25 protein-coding genes are annotated in these 25,739 nt (G+C 45.6%); 19 read left to right on the forward strand and 6 right to left on the reverse strand.

Annotated elements, in window-relative coordinates:
- Positions 1-190 precede the first annotated feature (190 nt).
- The 4 genes from AC1DYT_RS19705 to AC1DYT_RS19720 form a co-directional block, all read right to left on the reverse strand.
- Positions 191-484: an RNA recognition motif domain-containing protein gene (locus tag AC1DYT_RS19705; protein ID WP_477459807.1), complete on the reverse strand. Its 294-nt coding sequence runs from the start codon at positions 482-484 to the stop codon at positions 191-193.
- 159 nt (positions 485-643) lie between these two features.
- The gene (locus AC1DYT_RS19710; RefSeq protein WP_477471237.1) at positions 644-1,171 is read right to left on the reverse strand and encodes a hypothetical protein; all 528 of its coding nucleotides are present in this window, start codon (positions 1,169-1,171) and stop codon (positions 644-646) included.
- A gap of 285 nt (positions 1,172-1,456) precedes the next feature.
- On the reverse strand, positions 1,457-1,918 hold the full coding sequence (locus AC1DYT_RS19715) for an RES family NAD+ phosphorylase (RefSeq protein WP_477471238.1): 462 nt from the start codon (positions 1,916-1,918) through the stop codon (positions 1,457-1,459).
- A gap of 215 nt (positions 1,919-2,133) precedes the next feature.
- The gene (locus tag AC1DYT_RS19720; RefSeq protein WP_477471239.1) at positions 2,134-2,637 is read right to left on the reverse strand and encodes an antitoxin Xre/MbcA/ParS toxin-binding domain-containing protein; all 504 of its coding nucleotides are present in this window, start codon (positions 2,635-2,637) and stop codon (positions 2,134-2,136) included.
- Between the two features lie 171 nt (positions 2,638-2,808).
- On the opposite strand from AC1DYT_RS19720, the gene AC1DYT_RS19725 reads away from it, so the two are divergent.
- From AC1DYT_RS19725 to AC1DYT_RS19805, 17 genes are all read left to right on the forward strand, one after another.
- Positions 2,809-3,267: a hypothetical protein gene (locus AC1DYT_RS19725; protein ID WP_477471240.1), complete on the forward strand. Its 459-nt coding sequence runs from the start codon at positions 2,809-2,811 to the stop codon at positions 3,265-3,267.
- A gap of 18 nt (positions 3,268-3,285) precedes the next feature.
- Positions 3,286-4,527 carry a PBSX family phage terminase large subunit gene (locus AC1DYT_RS19730; protein ID WP_477471241.1) on the forward strand — a complete coding sequence of 414 codons (1,242 nt, stop codon included), beginning with the start codon at positions 3,286-3,288 and terminating at the stop codon, positions 4,525-4,527.
- A 187-nt stretch (positions 4,528-4,714) separates the two neighbouring features.
- Positions 4,715-5,416 carry a hypothetical protein gene (locus AC1DYT_RS19735; RefSeq protein ID WP_477471242.1) on the forward strand — a complete coding sequence of 234 codons (702 nt, stop codon included), beginning with the start codon at positions 4,715-4,717 and terminating at the stop codon, positions 5,414-5,416.
- 290 nt (positions 5,417-5,706) lie between these two features.
- A complete protein-coding gene (locus AC1DYT_RS19740; protein ID WP_477471243.1) occupies positions 5,707-6,147 on the forward strand; it encodes a hypothetical protein in 441 nt (146 codons plus the stop codon).
- A gap of 59 nt (positions 6,148-6,206) precedes the next feature.
- A complete protein-coding gene (locus AC1DYT_RS19745) occupies positions 6,207-8,312 on the forward strand; it encodes a hypothetical protein (protein WP_477471244.1) in 2,106 nt (701 codons plus the stop codon).
- A gap of 107 nt (positions 8,313-8,419) precedes the next feature.
- The gene (locus tag AC1DYT_RS19750; RefSeq protein WP_477471245.1) at positions 8,420-10,456 is read left to right on the forward strand and encodes a hypothetical protein; all 2,037 of its coding nucleotides are present in this window, start codon (positions 8,420-8,422) and stop codon (positions 10,454-10,456) included.
- 116 nt (positions 10,457-10,572) lie between these two features.
- On the forward strand, positions 10,573-11,169 hold the full coding sequence (locus AC1DYT_RS19755) for a hypothetical protein (RefSeq protein ID WP_477471246.1): 597 nt from the start codon (positions 10,573-10,575) through the stop codon (positions 11,167-11,169).
- A gap of 65 nt (positions 11,170-11,234) precedes the next feature.
- A complete protein-coding gene (locus AC1DYT_RS19760) occupies positions 11,235-13,871 on the forward strand; it encodes a coiled-coil domain-containing protein (protein ID WP_477471247.1) in 2,637 nt (878 codons plus the stop codon).
- 103 nt (positions 13,872-13,974) lie between these two features.
- Entirely contained in the window at positions 13,975-14,211 is a 237-nt protein-coding gene (locus AC1DYT_RS19765) for a hypothetical protein (protein ID WP_477471248.1), read from the forward strand.
- A gap of 483 nt (positions 14,212-14,694) precedes the next feature.
- On the forward strand, positions 14,695-15,879 hold the full coding sequence (locus tag AC1DYT_RS19770) for a head maturation protease, ClpP-related (RefSeq protein WP_477471249.1): 1,185 nt from the start codon (positions 14,695-14,697) through the stop codon (positions 15,877-15,879).
- Between the two features lie 125 nt (positions 15,880-16,004).
- On the forward strand, positions 16,005-17,213 hold the full coding sequence (locus AC1DYT_RS19775) for a hypothetical protein (RefSeq protein ID WP_477471250.1): 1,209 nt from the start codon (positions 16,005-16,007) through the stop codon (positions 17,211-17,213).
- A 112-nt stretch (positions 17,214-17,325) separates the two neighbouring features.
- Positions 17,326-17,910: a hypothetical protein gene (locus AC1DYT_RS19780; protein WP_477471251.1), complete on the forward strand. Its 585-nt coding sequence runs from the start codon at positions 17,326-17,328 to the stop codon at positions 17,908-17,910.
- A gap of 127 nt (positions 17,911-18,037) precedes the next feature.
- Positions 18,038-18,277: a hypothetical protein gene (locus AC1DYT_RS19785; RefSeq protein WP_477471252.1), complete on the forward strand. Its 240-nt coding sequence runs from the start codon at positions 18,038-18,040 to the stop codon at positions 18,275-18,277.
- A 46-nt stretch (positions 18,278-18,323) separates the two neighbouring features.
- Positions 18,324-19,598 (forward strand): hypothetical protein, encoded by a 1,275-nt coding sequence (locus AC1DYT_RS19790; protein ID WP_477471253.1) that lies wholly within the window; start codon positions 18,324-18,326, stop codon positions 19,596-19,598.
- Between the two features lie 341 nt (positions 19,599-19,939).
- Positions 19,940-20,566, forward strand: a complete 627-nt coding sequence (locus AC1DYT_RS19795; protein ID WP_477471254.1) for a DUF6712 family protein — start codon at positions 19,940-19,942, stop codon at positions 20,564-20,566.
- Positions 20,553-22,031 (forward strand): hypothetical protein, encoded by a 1,479-nt coding sequence (locus tag AC1DYT_RS19800; RefSeq protein WP_477471255.1) that lies wholly within the window; start codon positions 20,553-20,555, stop codon positions 22,029-22,031. Before AC1DYT_RS19795 ends, AC1DYT_RS19800 begins: the two co-directional genes overlap by 14 nt.
- 81 nt (positions 22,032-22,112) lie before the next feature.
- Complete coding sequence (locus tag AC1DYT_RS19805; protein ID WP_477471256.1) at positions 22,113-22,829, forward strand: GDSL-type esterase/lipase family protein; 717 nt, start codon at positions 22,113-22,115, stop codon at positions 22,827-22,829.
- Between the two features lie 19 nt (positions 22,830-22,848).
- Here the strand turns inward: AC1DYT_RS19805 and AC1DYT_RS19810 are convergent, their stop codons facing one another.
- Both AC1DYT_RS19810 and AC1DYT_RS19815 read right to left on the reverse strand, forming a co-directional pair.
- The gene (locus tag AC1DYT_RS19810) at positions 22,849-23,910 is read right to left on the reverse strand and encodes an acyltransferase (protein WP_477471257.1); all 1,062 of its coding nucleotides are present in this window, start codon (positions 23,908-23,910) and stop codon (positions 22,849-22,851) included.
- 172 nt (positions 23,911-24,082) lie between these two features.
- Positions 24,083-25,045, reverse strand: a complete 963-nt coding sequence (locus AC1DYT_RS19815) for a hypothetical protein (protein WP_477471258.1) — start codon at positions 25,043-25,045, stop codon at positions 24,083-24,085.
- Between AC1DYT_RS19815 and AC1DYT_RS19820 the strand changes: the two genes are divergently transcribed.
- Both AC1DYT_RS19820 and AC1DYT_RS19825 read left to right on the forward strand, forming a co-directional pair.
- A complete protein-coding gene (locus tag AC1DYT_RS19820; RefSeq protein WP_477471259.1) occupies positions 25,044-25,286 on the forward strand; it encodes a hypothetical protein in 243 nt (80 codons plus the stop codon). The genes AC1DYT_RS19815 and AC1DYT_RS19820 overlap by 2 nt on opposite strands.
- Positions 25,270-25,737: a lysozyme gene (locus tag AC1DYT_RS19825; RefSeq protein WP_477471260.1), complete on the forward strand. Its 468-nt coding sequence runs from the start codon at positions 25,270-25,272 to the stop codon at positions 25,735-25,737. Before AC1DYT_RS19820 ends, AC1DYT_RS19825 begins: the two co-directional genes overlap by 17 nt.
- Positions 25,738-25,739 lie beyond the last annotated feature (2 nt).

A 25,739-nucleotide genomic window follows, 5' to 3' on the forward strand; every position in this document is an offset into this window, starting at 1 on the left:
CGTCAGGCCAGAGATTTACCGCCAGCTTCCTTCAGATTCGCAGTCACCCACGACACCCTTGCTTTTGGTTAACGCTTCCCACTATCAAGGCGCGTTCGGGACTCTCACCCTATAGCTTGCGCCCGTGCCGGGCGCACACAAAAAAAGCCGGGCGATGCCGGCTTCTCAAAAGAAAATATTGTAGGGGTGCTTAATTGCGGCTAAACCCGCCGCGGCCACCGCCGCCACCGTTAAAGCCAGGACCTTTATCCTCGGCTATGTTAACAGTAATGCGTTTGCCGTAATAGCTTTGCCCGTTCATGCATCTTATAGCTTCTTTAGCTTCATCTTCGTTCACCATTTCAACAAACCCAAAACCCCTGCTCTCTTTTGTTTCACGATCTTTTACGATCCTGAGGGACTTAACCGGCCCAAAATCTTCAAAAACCGCATTTAATTCAGCCTCGTTCACTTCTAGTGGAAGGCCGCCAATAAATACTTTCATTAATCTCCTTTATTTTCTGCAAATGTACGAAAAAAAGGCCATTTTTTAAAGTCAACGATTGCTTAAATAGAGTGGTAACCTGTTTTTTACAATAACGTGTCAATATGACGTATTGTCATTTCCAATAAATTACAATAAAAATTCGGCGGTGTTCAGCTTCTATTTAAGCTTGAGGTTAAAAGTACCCTCCACCCGGTAAAAAGGCGAATCGGCTTTATCGTCATGCGCTAAAAAAGTAAAGAAAGTACCTGTGGCCAGCACGCTATCCTGCCTGTAATGCAACAAATCTATAACCCCGGCATCACCAGGCTCGGTAAACTGGGTAAGGCTGTATTGTTTGATGTGCAGTGCATCGGGGCGAAGCAACAGTTGGCTACCCTCTACCCCTTTGGTAATTGAAGCAGCGGCAGTGCCTTTACTGCTGATGGCAAAACTCATGGTGTGGGCCTTATTTATGGCCGTTATGCCAAAGTAACGGTTATCGCCAACGCTGATGTTTACGAATGCTATAGAATCTTTTGCAGCGTCGAAAGTGTAGGTAGAATCCTGTAAATCGAAAGTCAAGGTACCGCTTGCTGCCAAAAAGTTGGTGGCGGGGGTTGCGGCGAGGGCGCTATCGGCGGCGGCTACGGCTTTTTTCTGGTCCACAGCTTTATCGCCCTGGTCTTTCTGGCACGCAGATGCCATTAGCGCAAGGAGCAAAACGAACGAAACGTACCAGTTAGTAAACCGTTTTGGATGCATAGGTAAATTGATGGCCCAAAAGTAAAAAATATTTCTGTAAAGTCCCTAGCGAATCTCGCTCGCACAAAAAAAGCTTAACACTTTTTAACTATTATATAGTACGTGTTTGGGCCACAAAAGGTTTGCCTGATTACGTGTGTTTTTTACAATAATTTTGTTTGTAAATCAACTGTTTTAGCTGGTAGCTATTTACATGGCCACCAGCCGGCATTCGCCACTTAAAAGCCTTTAGGCACGCAGCCGTTCGTCAAACGAAAACTTTTTAATGGCGGTAATTTTGACCTTTTCAAAATCGGGGTGAGCGGGGTTAAACAGGTAGTTGTACTCCAAATCTATAATGGCGGAGGGCACTTTCAGCACCGCCGTTTCCATCTTTTGCAGCCAGGTATCGCCCAGCATTTGGGTAATGGGATAATTTAATACTTTTTGCCAGTCGGGGCTTAGCCGGGTTAATTGCTCCAGGCTTATTTCTTTAATAGCTAATTTGGCCGGCACGTTAAACATCGTGACCGAAAAATCCCCGGTGTACAAGGAGGTGCCTGCGGTATGTGCCAATTTTTCGAGGCATGATAATGCCAGCGAGCCGCCTGTATAAATTACATACCGGCCCCGCGAGTTCCAGCGCCCGTCGATGCCTGAGCCTTTACGATCGGCAGCGTATTTGGTTTGGCCTATGCGGTAGGTGTTCATTTGAGTTGTTGGAAGGTTGAAAAGGTGGAAGGTTGAAATGTTGAAAGAAGGTTGAAATGTTGGAAGATTGGAAAGGTTAGGGGTTGAGATGGTTACAGGGGCTAACTTGCAGAGATGCTTTGCTCTTCAGATCAATCCAAACAACGGTTATAACTTTACAACCTTCCAACTTTTAAACCTTTCAAAAAAAAAACAACCTTCCAACCTTTCAACAATTAAGCGGTAACCCCATAATCTATACGGATTAGCTCGCTCATTACAATGCTGATGCCGGTGATGGTATCCAGCATATCAAAAGGGGTAGCATCAATACCAATGTTGTAATGGCGCAGCCAGCTTTTAAATTCATCAAGCGAGCCAAAAGTATCAAGCCCCTTATCAAAAAGCTCTAATAGCTGTATAATGTGCTCGCTGAGGCCGGGGTTTAGGCCTTTGCTGCTTTGTATATGCTTGCGCAGTGTTGGCTCGGTAATATCAAGCCATTTGGCAATATCTATTTGGGTAACGCCGGTAACCTGCAACAATGTGGTTAAGGCACCGGGTTGTAGCCCCTCTTTTATAGCGCCTAACTTGGCCAGCGGAGATTTAAAGAAGGTTTCGTAAGGCACTATTAGCTCGTGCACCATAGATACCGGTGTATCAAAATTGGCATATGGCCGCGCAGGTGCCTGGTTTTTACGCGCACCGGCCTGCCTGGTTTTGTTTTCTTTATCCTCCATACACAAATGTAAATATTTTCTATTTAAAAGGAAATTATTTTTTAATTTTAATTTATGATTTTTTTAGCAAAACAAATTTTATTTCTAAAATTATTAGCAATTATAAATAATTTTCCTTACATTTGTATATAAAGTATGCCAACCGGCATTTTAATCATAAATCAACACCCCATGCTATTCTTATCAAACGCCAGCGATCTTGTCGGTCGTATCGAGGGCTATTTCCGCCATATTAAAGGCGACGATTACCCCGAGGCTGCAAAGACAGCCCAAACCCAAAACAACGAAGCCGCCACAAACAATCAGGCCAACAAGCACAGGCCTCCCGAACCGGCCCTGCTCACCGGCCTGGCCCTTTTTATCGGCTTTGCTAGTATGGACGATTTCGTGGCTTACGAGCAAAAAGGCAAGCACAAAAAAATCTTGCGTACGGCACGCCTACGCGTAGAAGCCGAGTACGAGAAGAAGCTACACCTGCCTGCTCCTACCGGTGCCATGTTCGCCCTGCGCTGCATGGGCTGGGCTGATACCGCCAATGCGCCGCAAAGCGCACCGCCGAAAAAAATACGGGTAGAAATAGTCGAGGCCGGCCCCAAAGTTTCGGGCAGCGAAAAGGACGTAATCGTATAACCAAAAAACCACCCAAACATGCCAGCCAGTAAATACCCCAAAATGAAAACTACCGCCGTATTTAAGCATAACTACGATTCGGCGGCGCACGTAATCGTAAACCAGGGCGGCACAAGCTCCGGCAAAACGTATTCTATTATACAGATATTGTTTGTGCTGGCTGCCGCCGAAACGCTTGTTATAACGGTAGTAGGCCAGGATATGCCCAATTTAAAAGCCGGCGCGCTCCGCGATGCCATCAAAATCCATAAAACATCCAAAGTGTTTATGCGCAGCGTAAAAAACTATAACAAAACAGACAGTATTTTCGAGTTCCACAACCAGAGTATCATTGAGTTCAAAAGCTACAGCGACGCGCAGGATGCCAAATCGGGCAAGAGAGATTACCTCTTCGTAAACGAAGCCAATGGCATCAAATGGGATGTGTATAGCGAATTGGCCCTGCGCACCAGCAAACGCGTTTATATCGATTATAACCCCAACCACGAGTTCTGGGTGCACGAAAACCTGATAGGCCGCGAAGGCGTGCAGCTGATCATATCAGACCACCGGCACAACCCATTTGCCGACGAACACATCCATAAAAAAATAGAAGCACTTAAAAACGTCGACCTGGAATTATGGAAGGTTTACGCAAGGGGCCTTACCGGCAAAATTAAAGGGCTGGTATTCAACAACTGGTTCGTATGCGAAGGCATTCCCCCAGATGCCAAACTACTGGCTGCCGGGCTCGATTTTGGTTTTACCAACGATGAAACGGGTTGCCTGCTGGTGTATCGCCAAAACGGCGAACTTTGGGTAGATGAGGTATTGTATGAAACCGGCCTCACCAATACCGATTTAGCCAAACGCCTCAAAGCCGCGGGTATCAGCAAAAACACCGAGATAATTGCCGATAGCGCGGAGCCGAAAACGATTGAAGAACTTAAACGGATGGGCTGGTACATTACGCCCGCAAAAAAGGGTGCGGACAGCATCGTCCACTCTATAGACATACTAAAACGCTTTAAGATAAACGTAACCCGTGCCAGCGTAAACCTGCGCAAAGAGCTGGGCAAATACAAATGGAAGGTAAACAGGACCGGCAAAACCACCAACCAACCCATAGATGCCTGCAACCATCTGATAGACCCACTGCGCTACGTTGCCCTTAACAAACTAAAGATAGAAGCGCCCAAAACGCTAAAAAGTACACTGCCAGCCCCCCAGCCTCCGTTAGCCAACGGAGGAGTTTTCGACGAGCTTATCGGCATGGCATAAGCCCCCCGCCCCCTGAAGGGGGAGTTTTTGAAGAACATATTGGGATGGCTTAACGGCGATGGCAATCTGTGCAATCGGTGAAACGGCGAAGCTCTCTTGAGCGCCATAAAACAACAATATGCAAAAAATCAAACACAACAAAATCGGTGAAATCAAATAAATCGGTGAAATCAGTGAAAACAATAATATGATACAAAAAACACTCAAAACAACCCAAGGCAAGCTACTAATCAGCATGCCGCAGCAACTAAGCGAAGTAACCTTAGGACAAATGATGCAATTGCAGGAAGCCCCCGACCTTAAGGATCTGGATGCCATCAGCATTCTATCGGGGGTTCCGGCCACCGAGCTGCAAAACGTAAGCAACGCAGATGATTTTATGGATTTTGCCGATGCGGTGCTTAACCTGTCGCAGCAGATAAAATACTTGTACGATAGCGATGCCGTGCCTAAAACCGTTACGCTGGAAGTAGGCGAAAAACAGGTAAAGCTGGATGTGCTCAAAAATCTTTCGGTAGAGCCGGCAGGGGCCTTTATGGCAGCAAGAGATGTGATAGCCGATGAGATTGCCGCCCACATCAAAAAGTATGGCGAAGAAAACTGGCAGGAATACTTTAACCCCTCGCTTACAGCATGCTGCAAAGTACTCGCTTATTATTTTTATTGCCGGGCCACAGGTAACACCTATGATGAATACGCTGCCGCGAGTTTTACTGATGTCATCAAAAAACTATGGGTAACGGAGGCGCTGCCCATCGCAAAGCATTTTTTTATGAACTTTCCCAACTTATCGAAGCCGAAAACAGGCTTTTGGCATCAGCTGCTACAGCTCTTGAAAAAAGGGCTGGCATACACGCTTTCGAAAAGTTTAGGTATATCAATACCGTAAACTCCCTTGCCGGAGGCGATATTACCAAATGGAACCTTATCCTGGCTATCCCCTACGAACGCATCCTCACCAAGCTGCTCCTCAACAAAACCGAGGCGGAATACCAAAAAAGATATGCAGAGCTGGCGAGCCCCCTAACCCCCTGAAGGGGGAACTTTTGAATAGCATATCGACCGATAACACTTCTATTAACATAAAATCCCTGTGAACCCTCACTCCCCATTCAGCGGGCCGGGGGGGATAAAATCAAAAGCTCCCCCTTCAGGGGGCCGGGGGGCTCCTACTAACCCATGCGCAACCAAATCCAATCCATCACCCAAATACTCACGGGCACGCCGGGCTTTTTGTACGGCACCGAAAAAGAACTGAACACCCTGGCCGATGATGCCGCTTTCCCCTGCGTAATGCTTTACCCGCTGCAGCCCATTGTGGTATCGCCGCAGGTGAATGGCTCGGTAGACAATGTTTTTACCCTTTACCTGGAGTTTTTATACAAGACCGAGTTTGGCCAATACACCGCCGAAAACGAAACCTATGTGCAGCAAGCCCTGCAAATGGCCAACCAGTTTATGGTAAAAGCCGCCAAATACCGCGATGGCGAGGGCCGCTACTTCCGCATAAAAGCCGGCGAGAAGGCCAAATGCCTGCCTGTCTATAATAAGTACGATACCAACACTACCGGTGTAGGCCTCACCATCACCCTCAATACCATGTATTACGACGCGTTTTAGCCGCCACTTCTTAACAAATCGGTGTAATCATTAAAATCTGTGAAATCAAAAACAATAAAATGAGCTTAATAGCAAAAATAGACTACCTCAACCTGGTATCAACCTACCCCGACCAAAACGGCGGCGAGACCGACCGCGGCGACATTTACATCTCCATCATCGATACCGTAACCAACGAGCCGGCCAATGGCAACAATTGCAAAGTAACTTACCGTATAGATGACAACGGCAGCATAAGCCAGCAGGAGGTCATCATTTCCGGGCAAAGCAAAATGATTTACTCCGGAACCTTCAGCGATAGGCGATACAATTTCCTGGGCGAGGAAACCTACCATTTTTACATCGACTTCAGCGTACTGGAGTTAGTACCCGGCACGGGGGATACCGACCCTATAGTTAGCGGCTGCGACCTGGCCATCAGCTCCATCAGCATAACCAAACCTGAAACCGCTACCGGGGCGAACGACGGGCAAATAACCGCGCATGCAACAAGCAGTTATGGCGGCATCCAATACAGCCTGGATAATATAACGTTCCAGCAATCGCCCGTTTTTACCGGTCTTAACGGAGGCGTAAAAACCGTTTACGTGCGCGATAGCAACGGCTGCTACGCCGAGTTGAGCGTATTGCTGCCTACATTAAGCAGCCTGCTGGTGTCGGGCCCATCGGCAACGCTGCCCGATGGCAATACCTCTCATTGGAACGCGGCCTTCAACCCTATCGTGTTTACCTACCAGCGTAAGGATTTCGGTATCATCGCCGCAAGCCCCGATAGCACATCGGGCTACGTCACTTTACAAGTGAATACCGTGCTTAACCCGGTATCGGGCAAACCAACATTATTGCCCGGCGATAAGGTTTATGTAAACGCCGCACCCTACGTGGGCGTTTATGAGGTAGAAAAAGTTGTAGGTAATGCCTACCTCACCATCCGCACAACGTTTGCGGGCAACGCAGTCGGCTTCATCAATATCAACAAGATGCGGCCCTATTACAAAGTGCTTACGCAAATAACCTATACCGATAAACAAACCGGCACGGCAAAAACCATTACATCAACCAACCGGCCGGATAGCAACGGATTGGTGAAAGCCGACATCTCCAATTTTGCCCAGAGCCTGCTGCACGCACAAGATGCCAGCAATTACGCGCAGAACACTTATTGGGACGATAACCTGAGCGCAAGCTACCAGATTGCCTACGCCGAGGAATGGGACGAGGATGGCGTAAGCAAGCAATCGGCATTTATACCCATTGGCCATAATTTTCACGTGCTATATGCCGCCAAGCAATTAGGAGAACGCTACGGCGGCAACCTGGCGGCATATGTGCCCTTTGCCAACCTTGCCGACGGCCTGCCCGCTGCAAAATGGATATGCGATTTTGCCGAACCGGCCTACAGCAACGGCTATCCCTTCGATATAGGCTTCATTTATAGCGAGGAAATGGAAGGGCTCGACGTGTATTGCGAGTACACCCTGCTTGATATTAACCGCATGCCCCTACCAGGCGGACCACAAACGGGTTACCTGTTAACTGAGGATGGCGGCGGCATACTTAATTCCGACGGAAGCAAACTGATCACCACCAGGCAAAACAGCGGTATTATCCCCGTGAACGGGCAACCTGGGCTAAACAGGTTACTATTAAGCGGCCGGTTCGCTGATGAGGTTTATTACATCAATATAACGTTGAAGTACGCCGATAATGATGGCGTGCATGCCCTCAATCAAACCCAAACCCTACGGGTAGATGATGCCATCGACGATAACTCGGTTTACCTGCGCTGGATAGGCCTCAGCGGCAGCTGGAACTACTACCGCTTTGTTTTTAACCAGGAAATAAGCCTTGATGTACAGAACGCCGTAATTATTAAAAACTACGTTACCGACTGGGAAAACCAGCAAGGCATAGAAGACGTGATAAGCAAAACCGCCGGGCAAAAGATGAAAGTTGTAGCCGAGGATCTGTCGGTAGCCGATATAAAAGGCCTGCAGAGCATCAAATACTCGCCCAAGGTGCAACTACTGGTAAACAAAAACCCGGTGAAGTGGCAAACCGTAGTCATCAACACCGCCACCTACAGCGAATACGAAACCCGCAACGGCCAGGCGCCTTTCAGCGTAACGTTCAACATGCCGGCAATTAATATACAAACGCAGTAAGTGGTTGAAAGGTTGGAAAGTTTTAAAGTTGAAATGTTACAATGCCTTTCCAATCTTAAAACCTTAAAACTTTCCAACCTTACAACTTTCCAACAATTCTCAACCAAATGCAACTATACATCAATAACCAGCTGGCCGACCTGGCCGACGATAGCCCAATCGCCCTCACCTTCCAGATAAATAACCTGGCCGAGGTGAAGAACCAACAGGGCAACACCAGCAACCAGTTTAAGCTGCCATTAACGCAACGCAACCGGCAAATACTCGGCTTCCCCGATGATATTGCTTTTTCTACGCAGCAACCTTATGATAATTACGAAGCGAAAATTGTTCAGGACGGGTTGGAGATCATTCCCAACGGCATAGCCGTGCTGAACGGAGTGGAAGACGATAACGCTTCCCTTACCGTACTTAGCGGCAACGTGGATTTCTTTGATGCCCTGAGCGGTAAGCTTTACGAAATGGGCGATGAAGCAACGCCATATGGCCTGAATCACCCTTTCGAGCCCTACCAGCATACCTGGAACGTGGATAGTGTAGCCGCATCGCAATCGCATACCAGCGGCTGGATATGGCCCGTGGTAGATTACGGCAACCTGGTGTACAACGCCGTCGGCAGCAATGAGGTAAACGTGCGCAACCTTAGGCCCGGTTTCTTCATCAAAACCGCTATCGATTTGATGGTGGCTTCGGTAGGCTATAAGGCAACCGGTTCGTTGTTAAGCAACCCGCTTTATCCGCTGCTCATTGCTCAGTTTAGCAACGATGCCTTTAACCACGGTACCGATTACCAAAACCGCCCCAACCCTACCGGCCTGATGGCCACCACCGGGATGGATTTCAGCGTCTATCATCTTACATCTGCAGGGAACAAGGGGATTATCCCTTTCAGCATCATCAACAACGATGATGCTCACCAATACAGCAACGATACCTTTACCTCAAAACGGATAAGCAATGTAAATATCAAAGTAACCATCCCTAAGATGAAGTTTCAGGGAAAGCCCGATTCTACAGATGGTTCTTACATGAAAATATCCATACACAGGCAAACAACGGTGGATGATATATTGGTTGAGCACACACTTGACCTTAGCAGCTTTACGCGGGTACCCGGTACGTCGGGCGGTGGGTTGTTCGGCGTTGGGTTGTTGGGATATATCGAACCGGAGAACATCATCGTATCTGCCCAAACAGCTATGAATGTTGGCGACCAGATAAGCATCAGGTACGAGTTCTTTAAGAAACGACCTTCAATGTTTACCATATACGCCGGGGCCACCTTTGAAATAAAGCCTACCAGTGAGCAGGTTTTATACGGGCAGGACGTGCAATGCGAACGCATCTTCCCCGATATTGCCCAGAAAGACCTGCTTAAAGATGTGCTGCAACGTTTCGGCGTTGTTTGCCAAACAGACAGCAACACACGCAGTATCAACTTTGCCTCGTTTAAAGATATCGTCGGCAACATCCCCATAGCCAAAAACTGGAGCCGCAAATGCCTGGACCATGGCAAGAGCATCACATTTCAATTGGGCAACTACGCACAAGTGAATTATCTGAAATACAAGGAAGACGATGCCGCGCTGCCTAAAGGCTTCGCCGATAGCCAGATAAACGTGAAGGATAAAACCCTGCCGGCCAGCGCAGATTTATTCGAGAGCCAGTTTGCCCCTACCCTTAACCGCCCTTACATTGGCAACAGCATCGCGCTGATAAAAATGATAGAAGATGGCAGCACAGATAACGATTTCAGTATTGGCGTATCGCCAAGGCTACTGATAGATAAAAAGATAGACTTGCGTAACTACGGCGGCAAAACAATCAAATTTACGGATGGCAACCCTGCCAACGATAAATATGTGAACGACTACATATCGGTGCCCTATTTCTACAAATCCGGCGAGGAATACAGCCTGCTTTGGGAAGACCTCCGCAAGGCTTACTATCCCGAACTGGAGAAGATACTACAGCAAACCAAAAAGGTGGTACGCTACTTTATGCTGAACCCGCGCGATATACTGGAGCTGGATTTGCTTATCCCAATATACCTGGAGCAGGACAGCGCCTACTACTACATCAACAAAATAGACAGCTGGCGCAAAGGCCAGCCGGTAAAAGTGGAGTTGGTGAAACTGGGGTAGCGGACCCTCCACACGCAATTTGTTGATTAAAAAATGTCTGCTTAGTTTGGTTTTAACACTTTTCAATCGTAAATTTACCAATAAAATTAGCATTTATATTTTAAATACAAAACACCATGCCTAAGCCAATTGAACAATCACAAAAAAACGGAACATTCACCAGGAAAAAAGTAATTCTAGCTTTTACTGCTTGCGCTATTGCTATTACAATCTTTGTAGTAAATAATTATGGCTATGTATTTGTCCAATACTATAAATATCTGTTTGCCGGTTTTAAACCAGGCGATAAAGTGTATCTGGATGAAAAATTAATCGATAGAAAAAGCCACGGCACAAGCATATACCGGCTGGTAAGGCCTTTAACAGAGAAAGAGATAGATGCTATGTACCTTTTTGCAGATGAAACAGCAAAGGCAAAATCATATTTAAACCCCGGATCTAAACCTTATGTGTGTAACGTTCACGTTTTAATTTCATTTCAAAAATTACGTCAACAAAAATCCGGCTTGATAGGGGTCTTTTTGTCGCAACATTTACTGGCTACGAAAGACCTCGACGAGAAAGATGTAACCGGCTTGTTTTACGTTATAAAGCTAAATAACGCCGTGTTGGATACGTTACCCGAACCTTTGCCCAAGGGTTACACGCTTGCAGATAGCTTGATTTACATCCCCTGGCCTATTGCGTCAAAAAAAGAATCAATTAAATTTTAACAACCTTTCAGAAATATTAATGCACGTTAACCAACTATGCCAAATGGCATTACAAACATATAAACATGAGCGATACAAATAAAACCGCAATTACCGGTGATGACATCAAAGCCGTTAAAGAGTATTCAGACGCCATTGATAAACTAAAAAGTTCCCTCAGCGGCGTAAACAGCAAACTGCCCGAATTTTCTGAGGGGATAGAGGCAGGCTTTAAGGGAATTGCAGAAAAACTGCCCGAGGTTGTAGAGGCCATGGCGCAACTAAATAAGCAAAATAAGGAGTTGGCTGCCTCAGGGCAAAAACCAAAAAGCGTTTTACTGGAGTTAGGCAGCGCCCTTTTCTCATGGAACAACGCCTTATCGGTAGGTATTACCCTTATCACCACCTATGGGCCAAAAGTGTTATCGTTTATAGGCAACCTGTTCGAATCGTCGAAAGCACGGGCTGCAGCGCAGGCGCTAAAAGATTACAATGATGTTTTACTAACTTATACTCAAAATGTATCTAAACAACGGGCCGAATTTGAAATATTGTTGGCGGTGGCCAAAAACAATAACGTGGCACAGGATACCCGCATCGAAGCAATAAAGAAGTTAAACGATTTATCGCCCGAACACCTGAAATCATTAACGCTTGCAAATATCAATACCAAGGCAGGTACAGTAGCGGTAGATGAGTACACAAAAGCCCTAAAACGCAAGGCTATTGAAGATTCAGCACAACTAAAAATGGCCGACTTATTAAAAGAGAAAATGGACATGGCTAAGGGTTTAAATGATGCCAAAAAAGATGTAGAAAAGTATCGGCGGGGCAGATTGAAAGACCCAGGATTTGGCATAGAGAACGAAACAATCACCATGGGAACTGGCAAGGACATTACTCGAGAAGTTGACAAAGCAGCCAATGCCGAGAAGGCTTACCAGGTAGTTTTAGACCAGGAAGCGGATATAAACAAGCGGATAAAAGACATTAACAAAATAGTAGAAAATCAGCTTAAAGCTTTGGCACCAAGGGTAACGGTGCCGGTAAAGCTAAGCGGAAAGGCTTATTGGGAACAAGTGCTGGCAGGGCAAAATGCAGAACTAAAAGCCCTGGATGCGGGTTCAAAGGATTTTAAAAGCAAATCGATACCAATTATAGCGCGCATAAAAGCAACACAAAAAATACTATCAGGTTATGATGTAACACCCGACATTAAACAACCCTACACAGGGCCTAAAAGGGCTGATATTATTGCCGATGCAAACAATGAATTGCTGGCCTCTAAGGATAGGCAGGCGCAATTGTTATTAAGCAGCTATGCTAAACAGATTGAGGATGTAAATAAACACTTTGACGAATTACAGCTGCGTTATAAAGGCAACAAAAAAACACTCGAACAATTAGAAAAAGAACGGGCAGCTACCTTAGCCGCTATCACAAAAAATTTTAGAGACCAGGATTTACAAAAGCTGGATGAGTATCAGCAACAACTTGATAAAGCAGCGCGCGAATACGGAAAGAATGCACAAGAGATTGCGCTGCAGCAATTAAAAGACGAGTATGAAGCTAAATCTGCCGAAATTAATAAAACCGTGCAGCAGGCCGAAGCAGATAAGGCAGCGGTACAGACGCGCATAGATGATTTGAACAGGCAGGGCCGGGCAAAAGATGCGCAGGCATTACAAACGGCACTAAATAGCGAAATAGCCCTCATTGATAAAGCTAACTCAATTAAGCTGCAAATTGATGCGAAGTATAATCAGGATAAAAAGAAGCTTGACGAAAGTTTTGTTAAAGAAAGATTAGAAAAACAGCTCGAAGAACAAAAAGACAAATTAAACAATAAGATAGATACATCTCACGACAGCGGGGATTGGAAAACGGAGTTTCAGCAGCGACAACAGTTATTGGACCTGGAAAGGCAACAAGCTGTTGATGCAGCGGGAAAAAAGGAAACAGCCCTTGCAAAAGTAAAAACAGACTTTGATAAAAAACAACAGCAACTAAATAAAGCCCGGTTGGATGCTGAAGCCGAAAATCAAAAAAAATACCTCAAAACCACCGAAGCACTGTCAAACGCCACAATGGGCATATTTGGCAAAAACACTATAGCATCGCGCATAGCATTTAAAGCGCACCAGGCGGCGGCAGCCGGGCAGGTAATTATCGATACCAAACGTTCTATCATGGGTATCTGGGCGGCTGATGGCGGCATCCCGTTCATAGGTGTGCCAAAAGCAATAGCCGAAACGGCAATTGTTGCTGCAGTAGGTGCTTCGTCGCTGGCATCTATCATCAAGCAAAAGCCCGGCTTCGCAGCAGGCGGGCAGTACTTTTCCGACGGTCGCGGCGCGCTGCTCCCGGGCTATAGTCGTACCGATAATACCAACGCCTACCTGCGCAGCGGCGAAGCGGTAGTGGTGTCTGAAGCCATGCGCAACCCATGGGCGCGCAACCTGGTCAGCGCTATCAACGTAGCACACGGCGGTCGCGACTTCTCGATACCCAATATGGGCAAAGGCTACGCCGTAGGCGGTATATTTACCGATGGCGGCAACGCCAACCGCTACTACAACCAACCCATGAACGATGTAAAGGACCTGGCCAACACCCTCGCCTACCAAATGATCAACAACTTCCCTCCTATTTACGTGGATGTGAAGGATGTAAACAATCAGCAGAATATACTGGCCCAAACAGTAAACCGGGTGAATCTTTAAGGCGAAGCCCCCTAGCCCCCTGAAGGGGGAACAAAATCTCAAATAAATAACCATTTCAATAATCAAAAGCATCTCCGCTAGCCAGCGGAGACAGGAGGGGCTCATGAACATCCAAACAGCAAACACATTATTCGATAACGGCACGTTTTCGGCCATGTATAAGGCTGGCTTTATCACCAGTAAAATATTCAGCTACCGCGAAATTTACCTTTGGGTGCACGCACAGATGCAGGTACGCGGCCTCACCAAAAACCAGGCAGTGCTGGAAGCCGAAGCAAAATTCCGTAAAGACGAGCGCACTATATGGCGGGCATTGAATAGCTTCGAGGACACGATTTAGGGATTAAAAGATTAACACGATTTTTTGATGACTGACAAAACCTTGTCACCACCACGTTGAATTAAAGTTCCGATATTTGTATTGTTCGATTGTCTGAACCTTGATTTACCTGATTAGAAGATTAAAGGATTCCAATCAAGGCCATCAGGGAAATCCTACGAATCATGGTTCAGATAAATTCACTTACTGACAAAACACTGTCACCACTACAACAGAAATAAGTCCCGATATTTGTATAGTTCCATTGTCTGAACCTTGATTTACCTGATTTAAGGATTAAAAGATTCAATTCAAGGCCATCAATAAATCCTAAGAATCAAGGTTCAGATAACTATGCCAATCAGCATATCAAACACAAGCAGGATTAACATCCTTTAATCAAGCAATCGGGTAAATCAAGAAAATCAAGGTTCAGCCCTTCTTCCAGGCCATCAAAAAATCGGTGAAATCATCTAAATCAGTGAAATCATCTAAATAAACAACATGAAAATATACTTATACGATACCGAAACGGATTGCATTGGCTCGGGGAGCCTCTCGTCCGCATTCATAAAAACACAACTCGATGCAGCTGCCGGCGCAGACGTTGAGGTACACATCAGCTCAGTTGGCGGTTCGGCTTTCGATGCCATAGCCATATATGATCTACTGAAAAAGTACCCTGGCAACGTAACCACTTATATAGATGCGCTGGCAGCGTCGGCAGCATCTGTGGTGGCCATGGCGGGCAATAAAATTGTGATGAGCAAATACGCCCTACTCATGATACACAAGCCTATGGTGGGCAGTGGCGGCAATGCCGATGAGCTTTTGAAAGATGTACAGATGCTGAACGTAGTGCAATCGCGCCTGGCGCAGATATACATAGACAAATCGGGGCTGGATGGTGTTACGGTTAATAGCCTGATAAACGCCGTTACCTGGATGACCGCCGACCAGGCCCTGAACCTTGGCTTCGTAGATGCCATAGAGGATTATACGGATACCATCATCAACAGCGCGCTGATAAAAAAATATACCGACACCGCACCAGCCGTTTACCAGCGCTGCGTGAACAAAATCTTAAACAAACAAAACAACACAGATATGGACAACAGAGAATTGATTGAAAAAACCACGTCGGTTTTAGACAAAATCATGAACTTTTTTAAGAAAGTGGTAAACAAACACACCATTACCGACAAAGGCACCTTGCATCACAGCGGCGAGCTTTGCGAAGGAACAGAAGTTTACCAGGACGAAGACATGAGTACGCCCGCCATTACCGACACCTACACAACCCCCGAAGGGCAGCAACTAGCAGTTAAAGAAGGTAAAGTAGAAAAACTGGCCGGCACCGAAGCTGAAGAAACAGCCGACGACGAAGAAAGCCAGCCTGCCGAAAAACTAAAAATGCCCAAAAAACCTGCCGAGATACAAAACCGCCTTTTGCAGGTAAAAGCCCGCCTCCACGCACAGAATGCCTTGTTAAACGAGGCAAAGGCAGCACTGGAAGAAGCCGGCATCCGCCTTAAGCAAACACGGGAAGAAATAAAGAACGAGATAAAATCAGACTTCACGCCCGAAGGATCGAAACGTAGCGCCAAGGCTAAAACCGAAACCCAACCCTTTTTTGCTCCACAAAGCCCCCTGGCCCAAAACGCAGTAAGGAGGGCAGTGGCGAAGTAGAACGTTGAAATGTTGTAAGGTTGAAATGTTGTAACGTTAAGCTACAACATAACCGCAACCCTTTACAACACCTCAGCCAACATTCAAACCTTTCAACTTTAAAACATTACAACAAACAATAAGAAATGGCTCAATTCACATTTACAAACAACACCTATGCCGGCGAAGCGCTGGCAGGATTTATGGCAAGCACGCTGCTGGAGGCCGACTCGGTAAAGCGCGGGCTACTCACCGTTATCAACGACGTAAAGGCACGCAAAGTAATACTTGATGTAGACGACGATGTGGTACTGCAAGACCCAAGCGGCATATTTACCGATCAGGGCACCACCACCCTACAAACCGAAAGCTACCTGGACCCGGTGGTTTACGAATTTATGAAACAAGAACAATGGGATAAACTAATCCAATCATGGGAAGGCCAAAGCCTTAAACCCGGTTCGTTCCAGGATTATGAAGGCGTGGTAGACCTGAGCGATTTTATGGTGCAGCGCTACCTCACCAAAATTCAAATTGCTAACGAGCGTTTGTATTGGTTGGGTAAATCATCCACCAAAGAAGCCTCTTTCACCGCTGCGTTCCCGGGCTTATTGCCAAGCATCGCAGCAGCATCGGGCGTGTACAAAGTTGGCCTCGCAAAACCATCTACATCAATGGCTGCTACTGCTATCGACGCAAATGGCATTGTAAATGTGGCAGATACCGGCACCCTTGCCGACGGCGACGTAGTAACCATAACCGGTGTTACCGGCACTATCCGCGATACAACAAACAGCACCGGCGGTATTGCCATACAAAAACAATCGTACTTTATCCAGATTCAAAGTGCCACTACCTTTAAACTGGTACGCAATTACAACGAGGTAAACAGCCGTAAACCGGCAACGTTCATCAACGCGGCAACTGCGGCTACCGTAAACTACATCAACGTAAGCAACGTGTTGCAGGTATTGGGTAGCGTTTACGCTCAACTTGATCCCGCCGACCGCATCCAGGAAGATTTTAACCTGCAAATCCCTTTACACATCGGTTATGCCTACGCACAGGCACAAGCCAACAAAGCGCTTAACGTGATCAACGCTTTTACCGATATGAAAAAGATGGATTACCTGGGCCTGCCGCTACAGATTATGAACCATTGGCAGGCAAACACCATACTGGGTGCCCGGTCATCAAACCTGTTCCTGGGGGTAGATCTTCTGGGCGATGCTTCCGAACTATCAACCGTTTACATGAAGCCCTACACCAACGATAACGTAGTACGCATGAAAGCCCGCATGAAAGCGGCAGTAAACTTCAAATTCGCAAACGAACTGTTTTATCTGAGCGCTTAAGCAGCCCCACCCAAACCCTCCCCGGAAGGGAGGGCTTTAATAAACAATTCTTAAACATTCCTTTTTAAGTCTCCCCTACCGGGGGAGATTTAGAGGGGCTAACAACTAAACAATGTCAATCTACAATAAAATTAACGCCGGTTTCGGCCTTAGCGCAAGCGAGCCAATTACTTCGGGTATAGAGGATGTGGTGTATATCTTCAACCAGGATGATATCACCCTAACTTACGATTCTACAAATCCGCTCATCATCACTGGCCTTACCGCAGTAGGCAGCGCCAAAGTTTACAAATTTGAGGGCACCAACAACAGCTTCAATACCATGAGCAAGCTGGCTAAAACACAGGTCGGCCCGCGCTACACCGAAGAAATAGACTTCAATATTGCCGGCCTATCGGTAGATGTAAAAGCGCAACTAATGGCCATGGGCTACGGCCGTGTACGCGCGATTGCGGTAAACAACTACAAAGACAGCGATTCGGCCATCGAGCTGTTCGGCGCTGTAAATGGCCTCATCGTAACCGAAGCCGAACGCAACGCAGCCGACGAAACCCTGGATGGTGGCTATAAAATCAAACTCACCAACCCCGATAAGTTGAAAGAGCCTTACCCTCCGCGCGCAGTATCCATAGCGCCAACCAGCGGCTCGGCAACTTACGCAAGCATCCTTGCCGCTTTGGAAGCACTGGCGGCTTAGAAAATCATTAATCATTGGGTCATTGAGTCATTTATTAAGTTACCGGTATCTAAAGACTGCAAAGCAATGACCCAATGAAGCGAAGCAATGACTCAATGAAGCAAAACAATGACTCAATGACCCATCTATGAAAAAATACATTTTAAAACCGGGCAATCACCAGTTTGCACCAGGCTCGCCGGCAGTCCATAACAACGCTAACCTTACGGATGAAGAAGCCGAATGGTATCTGCAAAAATACCCGCATATAGCAGGCCTGTTTGTCGAAAGCCTTCAAGATGGAAAGTCTGAAAGTCCGAGAGAAGCAAAAAACCCAAAGCGTAGGGCTAAGCGAAAGCGAATTACGCTTGCAAGTCTATCAGTGTAAATCAAAAATCGGTGTAATCGCTTAAATCGGTGTAATCAAAAATAATATGAAAACCTACTTACCACAAATAGAAAGGCGCATCCAGGTAAGGCCCAACCAAACTTTCGGCATCCTCAATTACGATATGGATAACGCTTATCCGCAGCGCATGCTGGAGCTTGTGGCACAATCGCCCACCGCTAAAGATTGCTGGAACAAGCGGTCGAAATTCATCGCCGGCAACGGATTGGAAGAAGCCGCGCCTGGCAAAACAGCACTCAATGATAAAGGGCTGACGCTTTCTAAATTATTAAAAGCCATCGCTACAGATAAGGCCCTTTTCAGCGGCTTTGCCATCCATGTAAACTACAACGCCAACTTCAAAATCGCTTCGGTAAACTATGTGAAATTCGAAGACGTACGCATGGGCGATGGAGACAACGCCGATACTGCCGGCAAGTTTGCCATCTACAACGATTGGGGCCGCAAAACCTGGAAGAACATCATGCGCAGCAAGATTACCTTCCTGGATAAGTACGACCCAAACGAAGAGGCAATAAAACTCCAGGTAAAAGCAGCCGGCGGATGGGATAAATATAAGGGCCAACTCTACTATTTCAACCCAGAGGTAGACGATTACCCTTTGATAGAGGCCGATAGTGTTTGGGAGGATTTCGAGACCGAAGCCGGTATCAAAATTTTTAACAACCGCGAAGTAACCACCGGTTTTTTGCCCTCAACCATGCTGTTCATGCAATCGCGCCGCGAGGAGGCTGATAATAGTGTAGATAATGGCAGCAGCAAAAACACGCCATCGCAGTTGGAGAAGGATTTAGGCACCTTCCAGGGCGCGAAGAGTGCGCAAAAAATTATCGTGATTGAATACGAAGACGAGAGCGCCAAACCCGAGTTTCAGCCTTACGTTATACAGAACAACGATAAGCTTTTCGAAAGTACCGAACGCTCGGTAGAAGCCAGGATCATCAAAGGCTTTTCGGTACCTAAAGAGCTCATCAATCCGGAGAAATCATCGGGCTTAAGCAATGGCAGCGAAAAGAAACAGGCTATCAGCGAATTTAATGATAACACCGCCGCCGACAGGCAGGAACTAAGCGAAACCCTGGAAGAGGTGTTTAGCCACTATTACCTGGCAATCAATCCGTCGAACAACTGGCGCATAGTGCCTGTACCCGCAAATGTATCTGACGACAATATCGGCCTGAAAGCAGGTGCGGCTGTAAATCAACTGCTGCAATCTGCAATCCCTCCCGAAAACAAAATAGCGGCATTAGTTTATGCCTACGGCTTTAAACAAGCCGAAGCAGAAGCCATGTGTGGGTAGCGTTATACTTGTCGCGTCACGAGTTGACTCACCCCGACGGCACTATCGTGCGTCGCCCCCCTCTACTTCGTAAAGAGGGTTAAAAAAGCCAGGTAATTCCTTCTCTGCAACACAATAAAAAGAAAAATTGGGGCTACTTGCCCTTCTCTCCCTCTTTTCGCTTGCGAAGAAAGGGTCGGCCAGCGATAGCTTGGCCGGGGTGAGTCAATATGCTCGCGGCAAGAAACGAATTAAAGACCGAACAGCCCCCTGAAGGGGGAAATATTAATTACAATCTTAAATAACATGAATTACAATTCAATTACACCTCTGCCGGCTGGCGGAGATCGGGGGGCTTCGCCATGCTAAACCTCATTATCCCCGCCACCCTGCAGCGATACGAAGACATTGCTGCCAACGTAAAACCCGAGCGGATGAAAACCTTCATCCAAAAAGCGCAGGAACTCGACCTGAAACCCTTTTTAGGCTATGCATTGTATTACGACCTGGTAAAGCACCTCGATGCAGAGGGTACGCTTAAAGACGATGCCCCTCAACACTATAAGGACCTGTTAAATGGCAGCGAATACCTGGATGAGCAAGGTTATATTGTATTACACCAGGGCTTGCAACCCGTACTGGCCTATTTCGCTTTCGCAAGGTTTATAGAGGCAGATGCCGTGCACTATTCGGCCACGGGCCCGGTCATCAAAAAACACGAAAACGCCAATACCCTACCCTCCAAAGATTTGGCAAAACTGGTGCAACAACAACGGAGTACGGCCAACGCTTATGCCAATGAGGCCGAACGGTTTTTAATAGACCATCGGGAAGATTTCCCGGCATGGCATTACAATCAAAAAAACAAAAGCGCAAGGCAGCCCGGTCCGCGCATCCGGGGGGTAGACAGGTCGGATTTTAATTACCCGACTGATAATTACAGCGCACATCAATTCACCAACGAATTCTTAAATTATGGCAACGGATAAAAAAATAAGCGAACTACCTGTACTCACCAGCATTGGCGCAAACGATATCTCTATTTTAGTAAATAATGGTGTCGATTATCAATTCTCTATAAGCACATTACTGCAATATCTTGCCGCCAACTTTTCGTCCGGCGCATCCATAACCTTCGGCACGGCGTTGCCGCAAAACAACGCCGGTAAAAATGGCGACGTGTTCCTGAAAACCAACACCGCACAATTTGCCCAAAAAATATCAGGCACGTGGTCAATCGTTTACACGCTGCCCGAAACAAATGGAGCAGACGGCACTATCTTATACGGCGCAGGTCTGCCAGCGTCAAACACAGGCAAAAACAACGACACATATATTAACACCCTTACAGGTATTTTCTATTTAAAAAGCGAAGGAAGCTGGTCGCAGGTATTTTCTATGCAAACCGGCCCGCAAGGCCCGCGCGGCGAAAAGGGCGACACCGGCGATACCGGCCCGGCCGGGAGAAGCGTGCTCAATGGCACGGCAAACCCCTCCAACTCAACCGATGGCGCGGATGGTGATTTTTATATCAATACCAATGCCTTAACCATTTTTGGCCCAAAAACCAGTGGTACCTGGGGCGACGGGGTATCTATAGTTGGTGAGCAGGGAGAAAAAGGCGATGATGGTGCAACAGGGCCGCAAGGTGCGCAGGGGCCGCAAGGAACTACGGGCGCAACCGGTGCCACAGGCCCAACAGGATCTACCGGCCCCACCGGAGCAACCGGCGCTACAGGCGCACAAGGGCCAGGCGTACCAACCGGTGGCACAAGCGGGCAAATTTTAGCCAAAAATTCAAACACCAACAACGATACTCATTGGATAACGCCGGCAACGGGGATAACGGATCGGGGCAGCAGCAGTACCAGTACGAATGATAGCATTGCAAGCTACCCCAATGGGCTAACTTGCGAATGGGTTAACAGTGATTTCCCGATAGTTGGAATTTTGATAACCCATAAAACATCGGCCAATAGTGGTGTTGCTACCCAAATGTTAACAAATTACTATGGGGATCCCGTTATCTACCTTAGAGTCGGTTGGCCTTCCACTGGTTTTGGTGCCTGGCAACAAATCTCCGTTGGCTCGCCACTTTCCACTGTCTTAACAGGTTATACATCGGGCCCGGGCACGATTACAAATGCAGATACCATATTGCAGGCCATCCAGAAGCTAAACGGCAATATGGCCAGTTTATCCAATCCATTTCACGACAGAGGCGATCGTACCAATATGCCTGCTGATGACTTTAATAATTATTTATTAGGCATCACAATGGAGTATGTGCAACATACGGACTTCCCTACGAATGGCGTTCTGATAACCCACAAAACAAATGCAATTGGGGGGCTTGGAACTCAACAACTGGTAAACTTTTCGACAAGTGCTAGTTACGTACGAGGTGGATTCTATCTCGGATGGGGAACTTTTAAGCAAATCTCTCTGACCTGAGAATAATAAACTCTGATATTTCTATTAGCAAATAAATTATTCTTGCCTCTTTTTGAATGTGTTTTTCTTGATATTTGATGAATGAAAAACAGATTTTTGATTTCTATTTTACTTAACGTAATAACAATCCCTCTGGCGATAATATATATCTACAGGAAAATTGACTTTTACAATTCTCAGCATGAAGAAGTAAAATCCGAGCTAACGCAAAATATTTTTCACAGTATAAGAACGACCGAATTTACTGAATTACAAGTGGATAGCAACTCAATTGTCTTCTTGGGTGATAGTCACACTCAAAATTTCGAATTGGCGGAGGCATTAAAAAATCCGAACGTAAAAAATCGTGGCATAATATTTACTGGAACAAAAGCGGTAATAGCTGTCATAAATGAATTATGTCAGTATAGACCAAAGAAAGTATTTATTCAAATTGGCATTAATGATTTACTTAGCGGCGCTTCAGTTCTTGACGTTACCAACGATATTTCGTTCATGATTAAAACCATTAAATCAAATTCTCCTAAGACAAAAATTTATGTACAAAGCCTATTTCCTACCAATTGGAACATTTATAACGGAAAAATCTCGGTATTAGGTAAGGTAGTACAAGTAAATGAACAATTAAAAGCGATTTGCAGGTACGATGATATTATTTATGTCGATGTCTATCACCTTTTAGTTAGAGGTAAGGGATTAAACCCAGCTTATGATAGCGGAGACAGCTTACACCTTAATGGCAACGGCTATATGATTTGGCGAGATGTTTTGGCTGCCTTGGTAAATGACACGCCTTGACAAAAGTAAATGAGACTTGTTAACCAACTAAATATTTCAACACCGGCAATTTGCTCATCACATAAATCAGCATCCACGATATCACGAAGCATAACAAGGCAATAACTGGAATGCTGAGCCAGGGATTAAAAATAGCGTAGGTAATGTTATTTACCGCCAAAACGTTCAGGATTAAGGCGTGAATGAAATAAATGCCAAGGGTGTATTTACTGACATTTTCAAATATTATGGTGATTCGGAAACTTAATCGGACCACAATGTTTTTCGCAATAAAAAACGCACTAGCGGAGAGGATCAAAGCACATAAGCCGAGAGGTTCATAAAATACCGTGCTTAACTCTTTTGTGGTTACCATAAGATAATAAGTGCCGAGGGTGATAACCATCGTAAAGCAGATAAATAAAAATGTTGCAAAGGCTATTAATCCATGAGCTTTGAATTGTTTATTAGCAAGGTAATAGCCTAAAACCAAATAGCCAATATAGCCGCTAAAATATCTCAATTCAATCGTTCCGTTCAACCGGTTAAAATAAGGTTCGCTTAAAATTATAGTTATCAACCAAATCGCTAAAAAATAAAGCAGTTCTTTCTCCGATGCATTTCGAACAAATTTGCTGATAATAGGAATTATTAGGTATAAGCCTATGAGCATGTACACATACCAAAGGTGGTAGAAGGTGCCACTTTTCAGCCGGCGCAGAATTTGCTCGATATTGCCCCGGATATCAGAATTAAAATAAGTAGCTCCCTCATGCCATTGATATATTATATACACCAAGCTCCAGAACAAGAACGCGGGAACCAGCCGACTCATTCTTTTCTTCAGGAAATCGGTTGACTCATACTCCCGACCAAGTAATAGAGCGCCAGTTATCATCAAAAATACGGGCACTGCAAATCTAGTTATAGCATTATAGGTATATCCGGCCATACAATCACTCAATGATAACCTATTATACTGGGACAGCAGAGGTACGCCAGTATGCAAAACAATTACTGCAAACGTAGCCAACACCCGAAGGTTAGTTATCCAAGCTATGGCCTGGTTTTTTGCCTTAGGGATAGTCTCAATGAACTTCATATTGCGGATTTAGATATTAACTTAAATTGCAGATCACTTAAGAAAGGTTTTAATACCGAGTCCGAATCTGCGATTGTTTCTTCTGTCAAAACGCCCATCACGTGCTAAATAGCAGGCGAGTTTTTAAGCGAACGGCAAACTCTTTGTTCTGGTGACCTTCTAGTCACAATAATCAGCATTTAATAAAATCCCCGACATGAGGCATTAAATTAATGCAACTGGCAAAGTGCATAAAAGCCGATAAATCATATATATTTTTCAAACAAATTAATTCTGCCTTGTTAGGCTTTTGTTTAAATTCAATTGAAAATATTTTTCGTACCACTTTGGATAAACAACTTTTAAAAAAGCCCGGCTTCGTCCCAAATAACTCTGGATAAAACGCAGAAATTATATTAATTACACAAAAATTGAATTGCGATGGAAGCCATGTTACTAAATCCTCCTTTACCAATTCATACGATAGCGCGGGATTTTCAAAATTCCCTCCTCCGCTCGAATCTTCGTAATTATAGTAGATTCTCTCAAACAATTCTTTATGATGTAGTGGAGAGCATACGAATATTCCGCCTTGCATTACATGCTGTAGTCCGTGTCCAGGAATTCCTCTGTTAAGGTAATAACTCTCAGGTGTCCTATTATCCAAATATGCTACACCACTTCTAGTCCAGTCGTTATATAGCCGGCTTAGTGAGATATCGAAAATCTCTTTGGTTGGTATAGCATACTGATCAACGCCTCCTACGGTTTCAATAGGTACTTTTTTAATTATATCAAAAGCTACATTAGGATTGATAATTACATCACTATCAATCCAAATTATCTGTTGATAATTAGTTGCCCACTTTTGAGAAAGTATCAATAATTTTTGCCAGGAAATCGACCTTGCTCTGGCCCTATCAGATGAGTCAAAAGCCTCTGTAATAACTATTAAGTCATACCCACATTTATCGCAATACTCTTGCCAATTGGACCTGCAATGTTTCTCAAATAAAGATTTGTGCTTTTCACCTACGGCAAGTGTTACAATTGCGTTTTTCATTATCCTGCTTAGAATACCAAAGATTGTAATTTTTCTATTATTACCAACACTTAAAAACCCAAGTCCACCAAATTTATAAGCCTTCTTCCCCATGCAAAAACCCCTCACCCCCCTGCAGCGCATCCTCAGCGATACGCCCACTTTTTTTAAACGTGCGCAACTTTTTGGCATCGGATTAACCGGGCTGGGCACTTCGCTTACTCAAGTACACGGCATTCCCCATAACTTGTGTACAATCCTGATATCCGTTGGCTCTACCATTGCCATCGCGGCACAATTTGCTGTGAAGCAATCTGAACCTTTAACCCCGCCGACTCATGATGAAACTAAATAACCAGGGTGTTGCCCTTATCAAAACCTTTGAAGGACTGCGATTAAACGCCTACCGCGATGTTGCAGGCGTATGGACCATTGGTTACGGCTCAACCAGGTATCATGATGGCAAAACCATAAAACCGGGCGATAAACTTCCCGGCGAAGCAGAAGCATCTGCATTGTTGGCAAATACCCTAAGAACTTACACCGATGCTGTTAACCAATTAGTGAAAATCGCTCTAAACCAAAACCAATTCAACGCCCTGGTATCTTTCGCTTATAATGAAGGTACCGGCGCGCTGGAGCGGTCTACCTTACTGAAAAAGCTTAACCAGCTAAATTACGCCGGTGCGGCCGACCAGTTTTTGCTTTGGGATAAAATAACGGACCAGACTACCGGTAAAAAAGTGAGGTATAAACCGCTCACCAATCGCCGAAAACAAGAACGAGAACTCTTTTTAAAACTATAATT

Source organism: Mucilaginibacter sp. P1_D10 (genome assembly GCF_056406215.1).